This is a genomic window from Halalkalibacter sp. HAAS-P013, from assembly GCF_056619925.1.
On sequence record NZ_JBWQTU010000002.1, the window covers coordinates 184,134 to 205,325 of the forward strand.

Consider the following 21,192-nt stretch of genomic DNA (forward strand, 5'->3'; position numbering starts at 1 on the left):
TATTATAACAGATTTTTTTTGATTCCTAATGTCCGTTTGATTTCATTTATACGACAATATCATGTAAAACATCTAATTTTTATAGATAGTTTTACATAATTCAATTGTTATTAACAGTAAAAAAACCTGCATCCTCCAAGCGGATACAGGTTTCATGTGTTACGCTGCTTTGCTCTCGTCTTCGTCTAATTCAAAATTCGCTTCGGCACGATTTAATTTAATTTTGTAAGCAAATAAAGCTAGAATAATCATTGTTCCAATTGTTGCAGCAACATAAGATGTTCCCATTGGCAGTCCAAATCCGATTGGTGCACTGAAGATAAATGTTAAAGAAACCATCGTCATAAATGTTGCTGGGATTGTTGCAACCCAATGAAATTTAAATTGAATGGCTAGATACATAGCACCTACAAATAAGGCAATTGCACTTATTGCTGCATTGGTTACACCAAAGTATCTCCATAATAGAGTGAAGTCCATTGTAGTCAGGATGAACGAAATCACGAATAATGGTAACGCAATCCAAAGACGACTAGTAATCTTCAACTGTGGAACTTTAATATAATCAGCAATAATCATTCGGGCCGAACGGAAGGCTGTGTCACCAGATGTAATTGGAAGAACAATAACACCAAGTACAGCTAACGTACCACCAATTGCTCCTAGTAATGTGAAAGCAACTTCACTAACAACAAGACCTGCACCACCTGATTCAATTAAAGCAGCTAAATCCGTTCCGTAAAATAAACTCATGGCAGCTGCGGCCCAAATCATTGCGATAATCCCTTCTACAATCATCATGCCGTAAAATACTTTACGACCATTCTGTTCATTTTGAAGTGTTCTTGAAATAATCGGTGATTGTGTTGCATGAAATCCTGAAATCGCACCACAAGCAATGGTAATCATAAGAATTGGAAATACGGCTGTTCCAGCTGGATGCATATTCTCAAGTGTTAATTCAGGAATTGGTGCACCAGTGAAAATTAACATTCCTCCAATTCCAATCGCACTAATAACTAAAAGTGCTCCTAAGATTGGATAAACTTTTCCAATGATTTTATCAACAGGCAGCATCGTTGCTAAAATATAATAAGCGAAAATAACGGCTGTTATTATTCCTAGTGCAACTAACCCATCCATTAAGTTAAACAATAGTCCCGCCGGAGCTGTGACGAAAACGGTTCCAACAAGGAGTAACAAAAGAACAGCAATTGCATTGACAATATGCTTCATTGATTTCCCTAAAAACTTACCTGCTAATTGAGGTAAATGTGCCCCTTTGTTACGAATCGAGATCATACCTGTTAAATAGTCATGAACCGCCCCTGCAAAGATACAACCGACAACAATCCAGATAAAAGCCACCGGTCCGTAAAGCGCTCCCATAATTGGTCCAAAAATAGGTCCTACACCTGCAATATTTAATAGCTGAATTAACGAATTTCGATTTGTTCCCATCGGAATATAATCGACACCGTCTTTCATGCTATAAGCTGGAGTAGGTCTTGATTCCTTAACCCCAAACATTTTTTCAATGATTTTACCATACGTAAAATAAGCTATAATTAATAGTGCAATAGATACTAAAAATGTAATCATTTATAACACCTCTTCCTTTTGAATACGCTTTCATTATATCTTCTTACACCCTCTTTGTGTCGAAAATGTGATAACGTGTTTAAAATATTGACTAACATGTTTAAAATAGTGTCCCACATGCAATGAAAGATGTTCAAAAATAGAAAAGGATGAATGCGCCCTCATTATGCATTCATCCTACTGGACTATCACAACTCTAAACGCTCTCTTAGCGCCTTTACATAATTTCGACTAACTGGAATTTCTTCTATTTGCCCAACGACTTTTAATTGATACGCACCATTAAACCAAGGGATTAACTCTTCAATTTTGTCTAAATTAACTAAGTAGCTTTTGTGAGTTCGAAAAAAGGGATACCCTTTTAATTTTTCTTCTAAATCTTTTATTGGTGTTCTTGAACTATATTTACGTTCATTGGCACAGATTATTGTTTCTCGATCTTCTCGAAACAGATAAGCAATATCTCTCGGTGAAAGATAAACAATTCTCCCTTCATCTTCTACTGCTAATTTGCCTACACCTGTCGTTAGTTCTACTTCTTTGACGGATTCTGTAAGCCGTTCTTTAATTCGTTTTAACACCTCATCTATTTTCTTGTCATCAAACGGTTTAACTAAGTAGTCTAGAGCTTGAACACGAAAAGCTTTTACAGCATAATCAGCATATGCAGTTGCAAAAACAATTAACGGAACGTGTTTCATATTATGGAGAGCTTTAGCTAAATCTAAGCCAGACATTTGTGGCATTTCTATATCTATAAATACAACATCAGGCTCTTTTCGCATGACAACCTCTAATCCTTTTTCCCCGGAATCGGCTTCACCAACAATCTCCACTTCCTCATATTGATTTAGGAGAAAGGTTAACTCATCACGACTATAGGGTTCATCATCAATAATGACGATTTTTATTTGTTTTTTCACTTGCGCACCTCTCTTCATTTGACCGGTATTGAAAATGAAACGGTTGTGCCTTTTCCAAGCTCACTATCAATGTGTAGTGTCGATTCAACACCATACATCATCTCTAACCTTCTATTAATATTAGCTAACCCTATCCCTGTACCTGTTTTGGACGGCACCTTTTCATTGCCTAGTTCTTGTATTCGCTCTGCCTCTATTCCTGTCCCGTTGTCACAAATTGAGATGTACACTACATCTTTCTGCTTCTTTACAATAATAGATAGAAGACTACTCTGTTGCAGTTGCTTTAATCCATGCTTAATGGCATTTTCTACAATTGGTTGTAACGTCATTGGCGGTAACCTGCCAATTAGTGCCTCATCATCAATCTCATACTGAACAGACAATTTATCCGAAAAACGAGCTTGCTCAATTTCTAAATAGGCTTGCACATGTTTAAGTTCTTCTTCTAACGAAGTTTCAGTCGCAGTCGTTCCAGCTAAATTTTGTCTAAAAAAATGAGAAAGTGAAATTAACAGTTTTCTCGCTTTCATAGGATCTGTTCTTACTAAAGCAACAATGGTGTTTAAAGCGTTAAATAAAAAGTGAGGACTGACCTGAGCCTGTAAAGCTTTAATCTCAGCTTGCTTAGCGAGCTCCAAATGACGATCTACTTCAGAGAGTTCAAGCTGATGACTTAATAATGTTGACAACCCTTTGCTTAATTCAATGGTTGTTGGGGAAGGTCCTTTCTCATTCTTAAAGTAAAATTTTAACGTGCCAATCGTTTGTTCCTTGATTTTTAAAGGGGCAATAATTGCAGCTTGTAACAAGCAGTGATTTTCCCCGCAATCTATTTCATCCTGTTTGGCAATGACTAGCTTCCCTTCATTTAAGACTCGCTTTGTTGCAACGGTCTGTACCTTTTTATTAGGTAGATGATGATCCTCCCCTACACCTGCAAATGCAAGAATTTTTTCATGATTGGTAATAGAAACGGCATCAATTCGGATTTCTTTTAATAAAATTTGACATGTAGGTAAAGCAGATTGTTCCGTTAATCCTTTCCGTAAATACTTTAATGTTAAATCAGCTAACTTTAATGCCTTTTGAGCTTGAATGGAGCCCATTTTCTCTTCTTCTTGGATGACATTACGAATTATTAAAATAAAGATAGCTGTCCCAATCCCATTTGCAACGATCATCGGAACACCAATATCCTGCACTAATAACAAAGCACGATCATAAGGGCGTGCAAGTAATAAAATGACTCCCATCTGAACTGCTTCTGCGAGCATTCCTACAATCAATGCTGTTTGTAAGGAGATAATTCGAGTGTTTTTATTCTTTTTATAAAAATAGCCTGCAATTGCCCCGGCAATAATTGTCGACAGCCCACAGGCAAAACCTGTAAAGCCACCTAGTAAATAACGGTGAGCTCCTGCTATTACTCCTGCTCCCACTCCAACTTTCCACCCACCTAATAGTCCTGCTACAACAACCCCTATCACACGGGAATTTGCAATCGCTTCACCTTCTCCCAAATCGATTACCCAGCGGAAATACGTAGCTTGTTCAGGGTTAATCTTCAGTCCTGTATATGTACCAATAATTCCAAATAAACCAAAAATAGCAATAACACTCATTCTTGATCTTTTGGAAATTTCACGCCTTTCGATTAAGTGACGAACAAACTTAAACCGAGTCATAACAAAAGCCACTGTAACAATGATTCCTAACCGCTCAAGCATGACTAATATTAATTCCCACATAGTTCTATCTCCTAAATTACATCTGTAATATCGTTAAGTTTCTTAATCTAGAAACAAACCCTTAAGAAATCTTTATAATAATTATACTCTATTTCATTCTAAAACATCCTCTTATTAAAGCGAAGACGTTAGATTCCCCCTGTTTTATCGATTGAGATTTCTCAAGAAAATAAGTGTTTGACATAAAGGCAAACACCCTTCCACTATTAGACAAATTGCATAGACTAATAGCGGAAAGGACATAGGGAGGAATAAAAATGGAAAAGAAAAAAATTGAATTTGAATATGATCTAGGAATTGACCTAGATAAACTTAATGTAGATGTTGAGTTAGTCAATGATTTCAATAAGAAATTCATGGAGCTCTGTTTGTTGAAATTACAAAAAAGCAATCAAGAGAAACTAAACGACAATTCCCCTACTAAGGAGTCTGAAATCGAAGACCCAATCACTCTTAATCAAAACGAAGAAGAAAATGAAGCAAATGAAGCAAATGAAAATGCTGAAAGTCTAGATTCAAAAGACAAAGAGAAAAAAAAGAAGAAGGATAAGAAAAAGAAGAAAAAGAAGAAAAAGAAGAAATAAAGACTAAAATTAGTCCATATGTGTGTATTAATTGTAATAAACTCATGGAGCTGCCTCCAAAGCCGAAAAAGCGGCAGCAATGGCTCTGCATCTACCTAGAGAGGAAAGCACATTCCTCTCTAGCTTTTAATAGATATAGGTACTCTGCTTATTGCTTGGAGATTTCCCCAAAAGTTCAAAATAAAATTCCTATTTATTTAATATCTTTAACACAGCTTCTAATAACACGTTTGCCCCTTGTTCACACTCTTCCCACGTTGTTAATTCCTCTTCACAATGGCTTTTGCCATGTTTGCTAGGGGTGAAAAGCATCACAGCTGGAGCAATTGTATTTATAAATTGTGCATCATGTCCAGCTCCACTAATCATCCTCTTATAAGAATAGCCTAATGATTGGGTTGACTCCTCAAGTAAATTGACCAGGTCTTCATCAAACCAAACAGTATCACGTGCCCACATTTTTGTTAATTTGATCTGACAATCCCTCTGATTGGTAATGTAGTCAGCTTGCTCTTCGATATGTCGCTCCACCTCTGATATGACCTCCTCATCCTTATGACGTGCCTCCAATGAAAACACAACCTTATTAGGGATTACTGTATGTATGTTCGGCTTGACATTTACCCGACCAATTGTATACACAAGTTCTCCGTCTAATAAGTCTAATTTCTTCCGGATGTTTTGGATAAAATCAACCATAGCAAAAAGAGCATCTTTTCTCATCGACATCGGGGTCGTCCCCGCATGATCCGATTCACCTGTGATTTCAATCTCATAGCAAACCATTCCCATCACCGCTTCGACTACACCTATAGAAAGTCCTTCACTTTCTAAAATAGGTCCTTGTTCAATATGAAGCTCTAAAAACGCAGTTGCTTCTTCTAATCGATTTTCGATAGAACCAGCATAGCCACTTCTCTGTAAAGCTTCCTCAAACGTAATACCTTCTGAATCTACCTTTTTAAGCATTTGCTCCTTATTAAACTTTCCTGATAGCACACCAGAGGCCATCATAGAAGGCTCAAACCTAGCACCTTCTTCATTAGTAACATTAACGATTGTAATCGGAATCCTAGGAGTTATTTTATGATCTACTAGAGTGCGAGCCACTTCAAGTCCAGCTAGTACTCCTAATACACCATCAAATCGCCCTCCTTTTTTTACTGAATCTAAGTGAGACCCCATAACAATAGGTGGCTTATCCTCTAATCCTTCTAATGTTGCATAAATGGAACCCATATCATCGATTCTTACCGTCATCCCGAGATTTTCGCAACAAGAACAAAAATAATTACGTGCCATTCGATCTTCTTCTGAAAGGGCTAAGCGTGTCACACCATTATTAGGTGTTCTACCAAAGTCTGCAAATGTTTCTAGTTCTTTTTTTAACCGCTCTCCATTTACCAATAACTTTTGTTTCTGCATTAATTCGCTCCCTTTCATTCCTGATTAACTTTTTGAAATAATTTCTTTTATTGTACTGTCCTTTTTAACACTACATCATCTAGTTCGTAACAATATGTAACAGTCTTTTTCAGCCATTGCTTGCATACGAAGAACTGCCCCAAAACCGTTCAAACCGATTTGGGACAGCCATTTTTTCTTCATTTGTTAAAACGCCTTTTTAGTAACCGTAACCTACATAAGACGCTCCGATAATAATTAACAAGATGAACAATACTACGATTAACGCAAAGCCACCTCCGTGTGCATATCCTGACATGCTAAACACCTCCTTTACGTTAGGTCAAATAGCAAAAGTTAACTGCTATTCTTGGTACTATATGCAATTTAATTTCAACTTGTTTGGGTGAATTCATTGTTTTTTTAGAAATATCTTGAATGTGTTTCAGACTAATTTAAAAAGGGTTTTCACATTAAAACTGCAACCCAAGAAGGGATAGTATTCGCACCTCACTACCCCTTTTTCCTGGTTGCTATTTATTTGTATGATAACTGCAAGCACACCTATAGTGATGCACTAGTACCATTTATTACTTAAATCCACGAAAATCCTCTACGGGGCTTATCATCCTCATCAGTACTTGATTCCACTTTTCTAGGCGGTCCAAACAAAAGTCTTGCCCAAGGGTCAACTATTTCTTTTTTCTTTGGCTCTTCTTTCTTATCTTCAACCGGCTTTTCAGGTTTCTTTTTATCAGGCATTTTCTTCTTATCGTCAGGCTTACAATGATCAATTGGCTTTTTTACATCCTCAATCGGCTTAGTTGGTTTTGGTTCTTTTCTGTCTTGTAGAGGCTGTAGCGGCATAGGACTTCTACGCTCTGCTAACGGCTGTAATTGCTCTAAAGGCTTTTTCTTTTGTGTCATCTTCAAATCTCCTCCAAAGTTTTTCGATATGGTATTACCATATGGAGAAATGACACGGAATGATTGGGTATATGAGCACCTTTTTTAACATTTTCAAAAAAAGTTATAGCTTACAAAATCATTACACTATCTAATGTATGAAAAAAACGCTTTGATTGAAAAGGTTGTGATTCGGCATCTCGACTTAATTGAAGAAACTCACTGACATTCATGTTCACTTCTTCTTCAAGTGAGTTAATTCCTAAAACTGGCTCATTTTCATATTCATTCACTAACCAACTAGCTAGTCCACTTGGAGATCGAAGGATGTTAAAAGATGTAACAACATGTTCTACATTGATAGATTCAAGCAACCTCAAAGCTTTTTCTAATTGAAAAAAGGCTGCTTCATCATCTTTTGTCCAAGCCGTTTGCACGAACGATAAAACCTCTTGCATCGTTTCTTTTGTATTAGGTTCAAATTGTTCTCGTAACGGTAATTGATCAATTAACGAAGAGAACGTTCCATCACCTAACATAATTGTCTTTGGATCCATTTCATGGATCATAAAATAGCCTATGAAGGCCGTCGGCAAAAAGATATATTGTAGGAATCCTGTTACAGCTTTAATGTTTGGAAACAATAGTCGAATTGATTCCTGTTGTCCTGAATAAATATTTAAAATCTGTCCTACAAAAATTAAATCATTATGTTTATATATTTGTGTTGACGGAGATAACCATTTATCGCCACTCTTTGCTTTTTCCTTCCAATACTCAGCATATCGGTATTTGCTCATCTTGCACCAACTTTCTAAAAGAATCACTGAAAAAAGACAGTCCTACTTCATAACTAGGACTGTCCAACGTTGTCAAATAATTGATAGATCTTTTTATTGTTAACTAAATATGTCATTTTATACGTTTATCATATGAATACAGTATTGGGGAGTCTTATGTTGAAGCAAAAGTGGCATATCGTTACAAATGATTACTTATTAATTTAAATTAATTATATCAAACGCTTTATCGACTCTACAATATGTAAAATTTATTTATACGGCGCACAAATTACTATAGATATCTTGGAACATGTCTCCACCAACAGCAATATTCAATATTTGACAGCCTCTGCAAAGTTATACTAAATAAAGCCTGCAAAACAAGATGCAGGCACATGATCTTAATTTATTTTTTCAGCCAATCTTCCTCAACAAATTCATGATTCATATTCACGCCTGTTTCATACCCTTCGGCTGCCGCTCCCATTAACCCAGTAAATCGTTTCGCTGCATCGCCAATAATGTAGAGTCCATTTACACTAGTCTTACCATGTTCCTTTGTTTCAAATGCTCCATTTTTTGCTAGGGTTACACCAAGTTTTTCCGGAAGCATTGTCGCTTGTTCAGCACCTGTATTAACGATAAAAGCCGCTTTTCTGTTAATCATTTCGCCGTCCGTAAAGACAATCTCCTTTAATAATCCATTTGTAGAAGTTATTTCTCTTATTTCTGTTTCGATTAAGCGGATACCGTGTTCGGCAACCTCTTTTTTTTCTTTTTCTTTAAGCTTGGCCGGCCCATTCGTGGCGACGAGTAAATCTTGACTCCAATTATAGATTAAGCGGATATAGTGAATGAGATCTTTTTGATTTCCGATAACAGCAAGAGGTAAGTCACGATGCTCCCACCCGTCACAATAAGGACATGAAAAAACGGATTTTCCATACGTTTGTTCTAATCCGCGAATCATTGGTAAGTGTTCCTTTAATCCTGTGGCAAAAATGATTTTTCGGCTAGTGATGCTACTCCCTGTTCGTGTCGTTGTTTTAAAACAAGCATCCTCATTTTTAACATCTTCAACTAGATCGTCTATAACCGTCACTTTGTCATATTTTTTCATCTGTTCAAGAGCTATTTCTCGCAGTTCAAAGGGTTTAATTCCGTCACGTGTTAGGAATCCGTGGGATTCATATGTTACTTCATTTCTAGGATGTCCTGAATCAATCAACACAACGCTTCTACATGATCTGCCAAGCACTAATGCCGCGCTTAAACCACTAGGTCCACCGCCGACAATTGTCACATCAACCGTTCGATGTTCCATCCCTAATCTCCTTTCTTCCTTTTCTTCTAAAAACAAAATAAAAAAGCCAGACCTAGTCTGGAGGGCACTGAAAAAGGGTGGTTTTCCCTTTTTCAGTGCCCTCTAAGCAATGTGCGGAGCGGCTGCTATTTTTAAAAAAAAGCCTGCCATGAGTGATCTTCTCATAGCAGGCTTGCAGCGTGCGGAGCCATTGCTACTAAATCGAGCCGCAGAAAAAGGTTGAATTGTACCTTTTTTGTGGCTTCCATAGTCTGCCCCTAATTCTCACGTATTACTCTTCATCCCAAACTTTTACTTCTTGCATCGTATCGCCTTGTTTAATACGGTATACAGAATCAAGACCTTCTACAACTTGTCCAAATATTGTATGCACACCATCTAAATGAGGTTGTGGCTCATGCACGATGAAGAATTGGCTACCGCCCGTATCTTTTCCTGCATGTGCCATAGAAAGAGCACCTGCAACATGCTTATGTGGGTTACCTTGTGTTTCACATTTGATTGTGTAACCAGGACCTCCAGTACCATTTCCAACTGGGCACCCACCTTGAGCAACAAACCCTGGAATGACACGGTGGAAAGTCAATCCGTTATAGAATCCTTCATTCGCTAGCTTTTCAAAATTTTCAACGTGACCTGGTGCAGCTTCTGGGTAAAATTCAATAACAAGCTTTTCACCATTTTCAAATGAAATAGAACCTTTTTTCATATGTATAGCCTCCAATTTGATTTAGATTCACTTTATTGTACACGATTCGGATTCCAATGTGAAATTGAAATGATTAGCGTAACCATTTTATGAATAATTCGAGCTATTGATATTGTCTATTCTCTAATCAAAAAGCTGTTGAAAATATTTTCTCAACAGCTTTACCATATATCTCTTACTCTCGCGCTAGCTTAACAGTTTCCACAAATTTCTTAGCCTTATCCGTAATAGATTGAAGTGCCTCCTCATTAATCGTAGCTGGTACAAGGGTACTCCCAACACCTAGGCCTACTGCACCCGCTTTAATGTAATCGGCCGCATTCACTAAATCAATACCTCCTGTCACCATTAATGGAATATGAGGTAATGGACCTTTAATATCTTTTATATATGATGGTCCAACAGCATTTGCTGGAAACACTTTTATTAGATCAGCACCATTTTCATAAGCAGTCAAAATCTCTGTCGGAGTAAAGGCACCAGGAATACTTAGTACGCCATATCGCTTAGACATCTTAATTGTTTCTGCATTAACCGTTGGAGAAAAAACAAATCTTGCTCCAGATAAAATGGCTGCTCGTGCCGTTTCTGGATCTAAGACAGTCCCGGCCCCTACGATCACATCTTCATTCTCAAGCTCTATTGCTACTTTCTCAATTATTGACATGGCTCTTGGTGTTTCCACTGTAATTTCAAGGGCCTTAACGCCCCCTTCCCTTAACGCTTTACCTATTTCAACAATATTTTCGGGCTTTGAACCACGTATTACTGCAACGATTCCACTTTCTGTAATCTGTTCTAATAAATTCATCGCTTCCTCCAATTCAATAACGTCACAATGCCAACGTTGTTATTTTTCTCAATAGTTGCTTATTTTGTAGCTGCTTTAGCAAGTTCCCTTACACTTTCCTTCATGCCATGCAGTAATATGCTTGATACATTACTTGCAACCAATTCGTTAAGTCCGTCTATTGCATTTAAATTTATACCCCAAAGCTCTTCATCTTCTAATACAGACGTTGTTAAGCGGGAAACATCTGCACCGTCATTCTCAAATAGCTCCCACGCTTTTGTTAACGCCGAAAGTGCTTCTTTATTATCACGAATCGTATATTCGTCATTGCCCCGTAGTCCAATTAGAAAATCTCCATCATTTCTATCAGGACGATAATAGACAATGAGAGCTGCTAGTGAAAACAATATCGATTGCGGCAACTTCTTTGTTTGCTTTATATAATCCAACATAGAAGGAATGAGTCTTGATTTGTATTTATAAACGGCATTCATACCGATATCAGTTAAAAAATGCTTGTTATATGGGTTTTCAAATCTTTCTATGACTGATTCAACAAATAATCTCTTTTCCTTCTCATCCATCTTCACAGTAGGAAAGATCTCCTCAATCATACCGTGTTTCACAAATTCACCTAAGTCAGGCTCCTGCATCGCTTCTAAGACGGTATCAACACCAGATAGGTAACAAACCGAAAACATCATTGTATGAGGGCCATTTAATAACCGAACTTTTAATTCACGATATGGCGTAATCGGACCCCATTTCACATTTAAACCAGCTTGATGAAACGGTAAGCGCTCTGCCACATCCTCCCCTGCCTCAATGGCAAATAAATGGTACGGTTCTCCGGCTGTTAAAAGAACATCTTCATACTTAAGAAGGTCTCTATACACCTCAATATTGTCTTTAGGATATCCTGTCACAATCCGGTCAACTAATGTATTGCAAAACTGATTATGATCATTGACCCAAGTAATAAACTCCTTAGGCATATTCCATTCTTTTGCATATCGTAGAACAAGCTCTTTTAGTACGTCACCATTTCCTTCTACTAATTCGCACGGGATTAAGACTAAACCTGCCTCAGGCTTTGCATTCATCACCTTATAACGATGGTACAAGAAGGCTGTAACCTTTCCAGGAAAAGATAAAGGCGATTTTTGCTCATCATATGCTTCTTCTAAGTAGGTAAGACCGGCTTCAGTTGTATTAGAAAAAACAAACTGAATGTCGGGTGATTCTGCTACCTTTAAAACTTCGTCCCAATTGCTATATGGATTAATACCTCTAGAGATCGATGAAATAATTTCGTTACGTTCCACGATCTGCCCATTTTCAATCCCTCGTAGAGCAAGAGTGTATAACCCATCCTGAGCATTAAGCTTTGGTACAACTTTCCCGTGCGGTGTTGGCTGTATCGCTACCACTTTCCCATTAAACAACCCTTGTTTATTTAATTCATGAATCATCCAATCTACAAATCCTCTTAAAAAGTTCCCCTCACCAAATTGAACAATTTTTTCTGGCAAATGGTCTTGATGTTCATATGTAACTTGAGCAGGAAGGTTTTCTAATTTTATTGAACGGCTTAATTGTTCCATCTAAAAATCACTCCTTAGTTGAGTTTGCGAAAAAGAATTATAAAATGACACCATCTTTAAAGATGGAAATCTCTTTAAATCCGTTCTTTTCATTATTAGTACGAACGTCTCCTGAAGCTAATTCAATGATGTAATCAAACAATTCATCTGTCAGTTCATCCATTTCTTTTCCATAAATAAGTTCACCAGCATTGAAGTCAATCCAGTTTTTCTTCTTCTCAAAGAGCTTACTGTTCGTTGACATTTTTACTGTTGGAACAGGTCCACCAAACGGAGTTCCTCTTCCCGTTGTAAAAATGACGATATGTGCTCCTGAAGCTGCTAACGCTGTAACCGATACAAGATCATTCCCAGGTCCTTGAACTAAATTTAGCCCAGGCTCCGTTACGCGTCCTCCGTATGGCAATACATCGTTGACAGGAGAGAATCCTCCTTTTTGAACACAGCCTAGTGACTTTTCTTCTAACGTTGTGATACCACCTTTTTTATTACCTGGTGACGGATTTTCATAGACTACTTGGTCATGCTTAATAAAGTATTCTTTAAAGTCATTGACTAAATCAACAATCATATTGAAAACCTTTTTATTTTTTGCCCGGTTCATGAGAAGCGTTTCTGCTCCAAACATTTCAGGTACTTCTGTTAAAATCGATGTACCTCCATGTTCGATTAATTTATCCGAAAAGGACCCTACAAGTGGGTTAGCTGTAATTCCTGAAAAGCCGTCAGAGCCTCCACATTTCAAACCGACTTTTAACTTTGATACAGGTACTTCTTCACGTGTGAACGTTTTCGCATAGGAAACAATCTCATCAAGTAGATCTAACCCTTCCTCTAACTCATCATCAGCTTCTTGTACGCTTAAAAATCTCACTTTGTTCTCATCAAAATCACCAATCACTTTTTTGAATTCAGCAATATGATTGTTCTCACAACCTAAACCAAGTACTAGAATACCTGCAGCATTAGGATGATGTACGAGATTACTTAATATCTTTTGCGTATTGTGAAGGTCATCCCCAAGTTGGGAACAGCCAAACAGATGCGGGTAATGATATACACCGTCAATGCCCTCGCCCCTGTACTGACTATCAGCCGTTTTCGCCAAAAGCTCCGCCGTTTTATTAATACAACCTACTGTGTTTATAATCCAAACTTCATTTCGAATTCCAACCTCGCCATTTGCTCGAACATAACCCTTAAACGTTCGTTGCTCTGCTTGACTAATTGAATGAGAGGTTTCGTTTGGATTAAAGGTATATTCTAATGTTCCTGATAAATTCGTTTTCGTGTTATGAGTATGGACCCAATCGCCCACCTCAATCGTTTCTGTTGCATGCCCAATTGGAAATCCATACTTCCTTACATCTTGACCCTTTTTAATTGGTGCTACCGCCACTTTATGACCGGTTGGAACCGCAACCCTTAAAGGAATGTTTTTATCTTCAAATTGCAGGGTCTCCCCAGCTTCATAATTTTTAAGTGTGACAACTACATTATCAGCCTTATTAACTAAAAGATAATTTGAGCTCATAATGACCTCCTTTTTATTATTTTCATAGAGTTCAAGAAAAAAAATAACAACGTTGTTATTTTAATTTTATAAAAGGGCAAGGTAAATGTCAATTAAGAAAAAATTAATTTACTAACTTATACTGTTTTTGGTCTTGCTCTTTCTTCTTTAAGTAATTCGAAAGGACCCGACCATAAAATGCTGCCAACGTTTGTTGAAAAAGCGTTCCAAGGACAATAGGTACGGATACAGGCGCTGGAAAATATAAAATAGCTATAGTCGCCCCTACACTGATATTTCTCATCCCGCTATTAAACAATAAACTTATGATTACGTCATTTTCAAATTTTAAGAGCCTCCCTAAAACGACACCAAGTAAATAACCTAGTGATGCGATACAAAAAACAATCATTGCAATAGAGATGAGTTTCCAATTAAACCCCAAAACCGGAGCTGCAACGGAACTATTAACGGCAATAACAAAAAACAAGCCAAATTTAGAAAAAGGTGCGAGTGTCCCTTTAACATCTTTCGTCTTTAGCGCAGGAATATAATTTAAAGAAATCCCTAATAACGAGGGAATTACAATCATTAAAAACAAATTTGACATCAAACTCCATGTATTTATGTCAATACTCGCACCAACAAACAGGTGCAAAGAAAATGGAATTACAAATGGGGCTAAAAGTGTGTTCAATAAGACAATTAATAATGAAACAGAGGAATTTCCTTTATAAATCGAAACCCACATCAAACTGATTACCCCTGTTGGAATGATAAAGGCTATAATTAATCCTACAACGGTTAAATAATCGTTTGGAAAAAACAAATGACCTAACAGAAATGCGATACATGGCATTAGAAGTTGAATGATCCCTAGCGAGAGAAAAATCGGTTTAGGTTGTACGATCGCAGTTTTAATCTTTTCTATTCGTACTCCAATGCTACTTGCTAAAGTAATAAAGGCAAAAACCCATGGAACTAAAACAACCCACGACTGAATGTAATTGGATAAAACCAAACCTAACACAACACTACTTGGTGTAATAAAGGGCATTGCTTTTTCTAAATGCTGATTTATTGTCTGAATCATATTCATACTCCTCACTCTAATTCCGCTCTTACGTTTCACTTATAAATCTTACTTTACTTTGATATAATAAGTAAATAGATTAACAACGTTGTAATTTTAAATGGAGGCGGACTATGGGGGTAACAATAAAGGATATAGCCAAGCATGCAGGAGTGAGCTATTCAACGGTATCAAAGGCTTTAAGAGACAGTCCATTAGTGAAAAAACCAACGAAAATAAAAATTATGAAAATAGCAGAAGAATTAGGGTATCAACCGAACGTAGCAGCAAGAAGCCTTGTGCAAAAAAAGTCGTTTACAATCGGAGTCGTTTGGCCAAGTGTCGAAAGAATCGCCCCGTCTATTTTGATTACAAAAATAAACGACTTTTTAGAAGAAAAATCGTATACAACACTTTTGTCTATTAACAAAGTGGAATCAGCGATTGCTACATTCAACCGGTTTCAAGTAGATGCTATCTTAGTTTTTGGAGAAAATAAAACCGTACTTAGCGACTCTTTCATTCAGACAACCGTTCCGATTCTTTATTACGGACTGAAAGAAAACTCAACGTATCCAACAATTGATGTCAATCGAAGAAAGGCAATTAAACTAGCTGTGAATTATTTACAAGAAATTGGTCACAAAAAGATTGCTTTTATTGGAGACTTGTCTGACGTTGATCCTCTTCAAAAAGAGAAGGCAATCGGTTTTTTTGAAGCTATGAATATTGAACAAGCTTCAGATTTTCCTGACTTAGCCATTCCTACTAATGGACTAGAAGTACATGATGGATATCATGCTGCAAAAACTTTGCTATCAAATAATACGGGTATAACAGCCATAATTAGCGGGAGCTACGATTTAACACGTGGGATTCTTCGAGCAACTAGCGAACTAGCTCTTCACGTGCCAAAGGACCTCTCTATTATTAGCTATGACAATATTCCACAGTCAGACAACTTAGAGGTAACTTTATCTACTGTAGGTGTACCTGTAACAAGAATTGCCAAGCAAATTAGTGAAGCCCTTCTCTCTATTATAGAAGGGAATGAAATTCAAGACTCCATTATTTTAGATCCTGAATTAAATATTGCTAACTCTTGTGCTCCTTTTGGGTGGTATGACTGATTAAACGAGTATAAGGGGTGCCAAAAGTCAAAAACACTTTTGGCACCCCCTAAGCAATGATCGGAGTCGCTACATCTTTAATAGCCTTGAAATGAGTGGGTTACACACTCACTACGAGTAGCGAACGGTGCTATTGCCACCTCTGTTCCGGACTTTTGTGACAGCCTCTATATTATCTGCTAATATCCTCTAATTCTGCCCCGTAGAGAAACTGATGAATTTCTTCTCTACTTGGCAATCCTTCAAAATCACCCGGAATTTGTACAGCCATCGCTCCAACTGCGTTTCCACGTTCAACCGCTTGATACAAAGGTAATTGGTCTAATAAACCCGAAATCACTCCTGCAGCAAAGCCATCTCCGGCTCCAACAGGATCAACTACTTGATCGACAGGGAAACCAGGTACAAGCTCACTTTGTTCTTTTGTAAAGTAATAGGCTCCCTTTTCACCGACTTTCATAACTACTAGTGAAGCACCATGTTCTAAAAACTTCTGACCTAAAGATTCTACATTTCTTTCTCCAAACATAAACTCCCCTTCTGAAATTCCCGGCAAGACAATATCTGATTTTGAAGCAATTTCAAGTAATACTTCTCTCGCGTGTTCTTCAGACCACAGTTTTTTTCGTAAATTAGGGTCGAATACAATCTTTACGCCGTTGTCTTTAGCAATCTGAATCATTTTCATAACGGTCTTATAGCAGCTTTCGCTAAGAGCTGGAGTAATGCCTGTTATGTGAATATATTTTGCATTTGCAATATACTGTTCATCTAAATCCGTAACATGTAATTGACTAGCTGCTGAACCTTGGCGATAATATTCAACCTTTACATTGCTTGCATTTCTTACTTCTTTAAAATAAAGACCTGTTGGGGCTGTCTCGTCTATCTTCACCTGACTAACATCAATTCCTTCTCCGCGAATAAAAGAGAGCAAGCCCTTCCCTAATTCATCGTTTCCTACTTTACTTATCCATCCTACTTTATGACCAAGCCTCGTTAAGCCAATCGCTACATTTGATTCAGCTCCACCAAATTTTCGCGAATAAGTTGCTGCATATCTCATTAACGGCGATGACTCTGGACTAAACACAGCCATTGACTCTCCAATTGTTACAACATCCATCTTAACCCCTCCAGTTTGCTTTTTATAAATTATTCATATATATAGTTCTCTAATAATTGATCGATCCGAATCGGTCTATTCTCCTTGCTAGATTTCCATACCCCTTCACCAACAGCAATGGAATAGGCGCCAGCGCGTGATCCTGCTAAAGTTTCATATTGCCTACTAGGATCTATTCCTAAAAAGAGATCTTCTAGAATCAATGGATCTCCACCTCCATGACCTCCCTCATTTTGGACAACATGGATGATTTCCTTTGATCCAAACAACGGAAAATAGTCAATTGTTTGTTCAGGAACTGGAAAAGGAATACGGCTGAGTTCATGAAATTCTTGGGTTTCGATCCTTCCCTTTGTTCCATTAATCGCCAGTCGATATCCTTCATAAGGCAATGAAAAATTGATTGAGTAGCTTAACAAGGCACCTTGATTGTATTTCACTGTTGCAACATATGTATCTTCAATCTCAATTTCATGATCGAAAATACATGCATCAGGCCGGTAATTCGTATAGTTTTGTTCCACTTCTGCTTTTACATGATCATCTTTCACTATTTCTGAATTCGTACGATTGCTCCAGCGAGTATAGTAATTACATAATAACTTCTCCGTACAAGTGCCACAGTAGCGGTTATCAGTATGACTTGGATTTTCTTCCCCATGTTTTCCGTAATAATGTAAATCACCGTACGCAAAGACCTCAACTGGCTTTTGATCAATCCACCAGTTCACTAAATCAAAATGGTGCGTCGATTTATGAACGGATAACCCTCCGGAGTGCTTCCTCATTCGGTTCCATCGTTTAAAATAACTCGCTCCATGATACGTATCGATATACCAATTTAAATCAACCGACGTAACCTTTCCAATTTTTCCTTCTAGAATTAATTCTTTTATTTTCCGGTGAAATGGATTGTATCGATAATTAAAAGCTACGGTTACTTTCCCTTTGCTGTTCTCTTCAGCTTCCATAACTCGTCTCGCATCTTGGCTTGTAATGACCATTGGCTTTTCACAAATGATATCCAAATCATATTTGAGACCTTGTAATATATAGTCAACATGTGTATCATCTCGACTCGTGACAATGACAGTCGTCGGCCTAGTATTAGAAATCATTTCAGAAAATTGCTCAGATCTGTAGTAAGGAACGTCCCTTAATTCTTGAAACTTCTCATAGATGAGCTCTCCTCGTCTCTCATCTTGATCTAATAAACCAACAATCTCGTTTTCCTGTGAGAACTTTGTTAAGATTGGTTTAATAAACATTTGCATGGCTCGATTACTTAGTCCACAAACAACAATTCTTTTCATTTTCCCACCCCTTAACAACGTTGTTATTATTCTTTTTTATAAAGGGTGAATCCTATTACATGATTCACCCAAATCAAACTACATGACCTCTACTTCTCTTGCTGCTTGCTCTTCTTCAAACTGTTGGTTCTTTTTTTCAACATTTTTAAAGACTATTCTCATAACCCACGTCATTACATAACAGATTAAACTAGCTGCGAAAAATAGTATTAACCCTGGTAAAAACATCATTAAATACTGAATACCAACAATTCCAGCAACCATCAAAACGACATATTGAGGATAAGCCAAACCGAGCAATAGCGATGTTTTTAGATAATTGGTCCCTTTTAAATTAAGTTGAACGTACGTTGGGAAAAAAGTAAGCAACGTAATGAGATATACTATGCTAATAACAAGGAAAATATATCTTAATACTGTCATCCAAAGCACCTGTTCCGGCACGAGGATAAAATTCATATAAAGAAAATAACCGATAAAAACGAAGAAGATTCCAAATATATTCGATTTAACGAGTTCTGATTTATAGTAACCCCAATACGTCTTAAAAAGCGGAAAATCTCCTGAACCATTGATCCATTTTCTCGTAACAGCAAACATCGCAACTGTTGCTGGCATAAATCCAAAAATAACTAATCCCATTAAGGTAAACATGATCCAAAGTATATTAATATAGGCCAGCTTCGAAATAAATACGCTCGCTCGATAAAAGCTACCCATAAATCCGTTCATTTCCATCATGTTTCCTCCTTTCTTTCTAGCAAACTAGTTTGTCTCTATTATATATCGAAGCAGCTCGATTGAAAACGCTTTATTTTCACTGTAAATGGGTATAATAGCCACCAAAGGCTCGTCTAGTGTTATTCCTAATCTCTTTAAAAACGGAGATTCATTATCAATTGGTAATGCATGAACATGCGTTTCCCCTGTTTCTTCATGAACATTTTTATAATCATTTGGAATCTGATCAAACGTAGCTTGATCAATCACTTCATCTAATGGAATGAGCCCAACTGGATCATACGCCGCTGACATAAGCTCTTCCTTCAAAAATAGAATATCACCGTTATGTCCTGCAATTTCAACAACTAATCTTTCATAAGTTACCGGAAACATGTTTAGTTCAAAATCAGTCTCTTCAATATTGATAGCCTCTTTAACGACCGCCTCTATTTCATCTTGCGCCGATTCCGGTATTTCTGAAAAAAAGAGTAATGTATACTTTTCTTCATTGTTATTACAACCAACGATCATCAACAAACATAATACGAAAAAAAGAATCTTTCCTAGAACTTTCATTTCATTTTCCTTCCTTCCTTAATAAAAGCTATCTTAACTATATCATTATTAATCTACTAGTAGAGAGCTATTTTTAATGCCCTCTACTAGTAACAGATTAGAAGAAAGGTACTGATTTTCTATTTTGACTCATTGTGGTACATTTGCATACTCGCTAGGATAAATGCTCCTACCCCGTGCAAGTCATTTTCACTCGTTTCGCGCCCAACATAATAATCATAAACCCCGATTGAAGTACCGATACAAATGCCAGTTAGCGTAACTTGATCCTTATCATCTACTTCAATACAGTGATTAATGATTCCTTCATATCCTTTTTTGGCATATTCAAAATACTTTGCATCGATATAGCCTTGATTTACAGCTTTAGCGATCGTATATACAAACAAGCTCGAACAAGAACTTTCTAACCAGTTATCTTCAAGGTGGCCTTTATCTATGACTTGATACCACAACCCTGTCTTCTCATCTTGATAACGAACCAAGTTCTCAATTAGATTTTGAATCACACCAATTAACTCTTTTTTCTTCGGATGATCATCAGGAAGCATTCCAATTATGTCTACAACAGCTAATCCATACCAGCCTAACGAGCGCCCCCAAATTTCAGGAGCTGTATTTGTACCAGGGACATGCCAAGGTGTCTGACCACTTTCATCCCATCCATGGAAATAAAGTCCTGTTTTCTCATCTTTAGTATTCTTTCTCATGAGTGATTCTTGATATAAAACTAAATCTACTAATTCCGGTTCTCCAAATTGCTGACCATATTGAAGTGTAAAAGGTCCTGCCATGTAGAGTCCATCAAGCCACATTTGATAAGGGTACTTATCTTTATGCCAAAAGCCGCCTTCTTTTGTTTTGTTAATCGTATTTAGTAGATTACGAAGCTTAGTAGCTGCTACTTTATAACGCTCTTCTCCCGTTTGATTATATAAAGGTAGGAGAAGTAACCCAGGTTGAATTGCATCTAGCTCATCTCTAGCAAAGAAAAAGTTCCCTTGTTCATCAACAAGCTTATCAACATATTCCTTGAAATAATAAAAGTATTCTTCATTCCTCGTTTCTTGCCAAACACTATGAACACCACACAAGAAAACTCCTTGATGATAATGCCATCTATCCGCTGGTGGAAGCTTGATCGGTTCATATTGACTCATTAAACTTTCACTTGCTCTTTGTGCCCATTCTAATGCACTCTTTCCATTAACTGCTACTTGATTTGCCATTGTTCATTCCTCCTAAATTTTGTTTATTATTTAGGCTGTTTTCGCATACATTGTTGTTTTTTGGCTCCTCATGTTCGTTCCACCTGAGCTCCAGCCACTCGCTTTCCGCGGGGAGGTGCCTGGCCTCC

At 37.3% G+C, this 21,192-nt stretch carries 20 protein-coding genes and 1 pseudogene; 2 read left to right on the plus strand and 19 right to left on the minus strand.

Features of this window, described 5'->3' with window-relative positions:
• Positions 1–159 precede the first annotated feature (159 nt).
• The 3 genes from AC1FXP_RS04795 to AC1FXP_RS04805 all read right to left on the minus strand — a co-directional run bounded on the left by AC1FXP_RS04795 (position 160) and on the right by AC1FXP_RS04805 (position 4,276).
• Positions 160–1,602, minus strand: coding sequence for a carbon starvation CstA family protein (locus tag AC1FXP_RS04795; protein ID WP_480059051.1), 1,443 nt, complete (start codon positions 1,600–1,602; stop codon positions 160–162).
• 188 nt (positions 1,603–1,790) lie between these two features.
• Positions 1,791–2,525 (minus strand): LytR/AlgR family response regulator transcription factor, encoded by a 735-nt coding sequence (locus tag AC1FXP_RS04800; RefSeq protein ID WP_480059052.1) that lies wholly within the window; start codon positions 2,523–2,525, stop codon positions 1,791–1,793.
• A 14-nt stretch (positions 2,526–2,539) separates the two neighbouring features.
• A complete protein-coding gene (locus AC1FXP_RS04805) occupies positions 2,540–4,276 on the minus strand; it encodes a LytS/YhcK type 5TM receptor domain-containing protein (protein ID WP_480059053.1) in 1,737 nt (578 codons plus the stop codon).
• Positions 4,277–4,533: 257 nt separating this feature from the next.
• Between AC1FXP_RS04805 and AC1FXP_RS04810 the strand changes: the two genes are divergently transcribed.
• Positions 4,534–4,860 (plus strand): hypothetical protein, encoded by a 327-nt coding sequence (locus tag AC1FXP_RS04810; RefSeq protein WP_480059054.1) that lies wholly within the window; start codon positions 4,534–4,536, stop codon positions 4,858–4,860.
• Between the two features lie 189 nt (positions 4,861–5,049).
• On the opposite strand, the gene AC1FXP_RS04815 is transcribed toward AC1FXP_RS04810, so the two are convergent.
• The 11 genes and pseudogenes from AC1FXP_RS04815 to AC1FXP_RS04865 form a co-directional block, all read right to left on the minus strand.
• Positions 5,050–6,285, minus strand: coding sequence for an allantoate amidohydrolase (locus AC1FXP_RS04815; protein ID WP_480059055.1), 1,236 nt, complete (start codon positions 6,283–6,285; stop codon positions 5,050–5,052).
• A gap of 199 nt (positions 6,286–6,484) precedes the next feature.
• Positions 6,485–6,583 carry a YjcZ family sporulation protein gene (locus tag AC1FXP_RS04820; protein WP_084138710.1) on the minus strand — a complete coding sequence of 33 codons (99 nt, stop codon included), beginning with the start codon at positions 6,581–6,583 and terminating at the stop codon, positions 6,485–6,487.
• A 275-nt stretch (positions 6,584–6,858) separates the two neighbouring features.
• A complete protein-coding gene (locus tag AC1FXP_RS04825) occupies positions 6,859–7,191 on the minus strand; it encodes a hypothetical protein (RefSeq protein WP_480059056.1) in 333 nt (110 codons plus the stop codon).
• 110 nt (positions 7,192–7,301) lie between these two features.
• A complete protein-coding gene (locus tag AC1FXP_RS04830; RefSeq protein ID WP_480059057.1) occupies positions 7,302–7,970 on the minus strand; it encodes a hypothetical protein in 669 nt (222 codons plus the stop codon).
• Positions 7,971–8,225: 255 nt separating this feature from the next.
• Positions 8,226–8,303, minus strand: a pseudogene (locus AC1FXP_RS04835) (gamma-glutamyl-gamma-aminobutyrate hydrolase family protein); the annotation flags it as partial.
• Between the two features lie 55 nt (positions 8,304–8,358).
• Complete coding sequence (locus tag AC1FXP_RS04840; RefSeq protein ID WP_480059058.1) at positions 8,359–9,276, minus strand: NAD(P)/FAD-dependent oxidoreductase; 918 nt, start codon at positions 9,274–9,276, stop codon at positions 8,359–8,361.
• A 271-nt stretch (positions 9,277–9,547) separates the two neighbouring features.
• On the minus strand, positions 9,548–9,985 hold the full coding sequence (locus AC1FXP_RS04845) for a peptidylprolyl isomerase (RefSeq protein ID WP_480059059.1): 438 nt from the start codon (positions 9,983–9,985) through the stop codon (positions 9,548–9,550).
• Between the two features lie 175 nt (positions 9,986–10,160).
• A complete protein-coding gene (locus AC1FXP_RS04850; protein WP_480059060.1) occupies positions 10,161–10,796 on the minus strand; it encodes a bifunctional 4-hydroxy-2-oxoglutarate aldolase/2-dehydro-3-deoxy-phosphogluconate aldolase in 636 nt (211 codons plus the stop codon).
• Between the two features lie 59 nt (positions 10,797–10,855).
• On the minus strand, positions 10,856–12,382 hold the full coding sequence (locus tag AC1FXP_RS04855) for a tagaturonate reductase (protein WP_480059061.1): 1,527 nt from the start codon (positions 12,380–12,382) through the stop codon (positions 10,856–10,858).
• 37 nt (positions 12,383–12,419) lie between these two features.
• Positions 12,420–13,916: a UxaA family hydrolase gene (locus AC1FXP_RS04860; protein ID WP_480059062.1), complete on the minus strand. Its 1,497-nt coding sequence runs from the start codon at positions 13,914–13,916 to the stop codon at positions 12,420–12,422.
• A gap of 103 nt (positions 13,917–14,019) precedes the next feature.
• On the minus strand, positions 14,020–14,988 hold the full coding sequence (locus AC1FXP_RS04865) for a bile acid:sodium symporter family protein (protein ID WP_480059063.1): 969 nt from the start codon (positions 14,986–14,988) through the stop codon (positions 14,020–14,022).
• Positions 14,989–15,101: 113 nt separating this feature from the next.
• Between AC1FXP_RS04865 and AC1FXP_RS04870 the strand changes: the two genes are divergently transcribed.
• Positions 15,102–16,097, plus strand: a complete 996-nt coding sequence (locus AC1FXP_RS04870) for a LacI family DNA-binding transcriptional regulator (protein WP_480059064.1) — start codon at positions 15,102–15,104, stop codon at positions 16,095–16,097.
• A gap of 172 nt (positions 16,098–16,269) precedes the next feature.
• Here AC1FXP_RS04870 and AC1FXP_RS04875 read toward each other — a convergent pair whose 3' ends face one another.
• The 5 genes from AC1FXP_RS04875 to AC1FXP_RS04895 form a co-directional block, all read right to left on the minus strand.
• On the minus strand, positions 16,270–17,223 hold the full coding sequence (locus AC1FXP_RS04875; RefSeq protein WP_480059065.1) for a sugar kinase: 954 nt from the start codon (positions 17,221–17,223) through the stop codon (positions 16,270–16,272).
• A 29-nt stretch (positions 17,224–17,252) separates the two neighbouring features.
• Positions 17,253–18,536, minus strand: a complete 1,284-nt coding sequence (locus AC1FXP_RS04880) for a Gfo/Idh/MocA family protein (protein WP_480059066.1) — start codon at positions 18,534–18,536, stop codon at positions 17,253–17,255.
• Positions 18,537–18,614: 78 nt separating this feature from the next.
• Positions 18,615–19,277: a YesL family protein gene (locus AC1FXP_RS04885; protein WP_480059067.1), complete on the minus strand. Its 663-nt coding sequence runs from the start codon at positions 19,275–19,277 to the stop codon at positions 18,615–18,617.
• A gap of 24 nt (positions 19,278–19,301) precedes the next feature.
• Positions 19,302–19,835, minus strand: a complete 534-nt coding sequence (locus AC1FXP_RS04890) for a hypothetical protein (RefSeq protein ID WP_480059068.1) — start codon at positions 19,833–19,835, stop codon at positions 19,302–19,304.
• 119 nt (positions 19,836–19,954) lie between these two features.
• Entirely contained in the window at positions 19,955–21,064 is a 1,110-nt protein-coding gene (locus AC1FXP_RS04895; protein ID WP_480059069.1) for a glycoside hydrolase family 88/105 protein, read from the minus strand.
• Between the last annotated feature and the right edge of the window lie 128 nt (positions 21,065–21,192).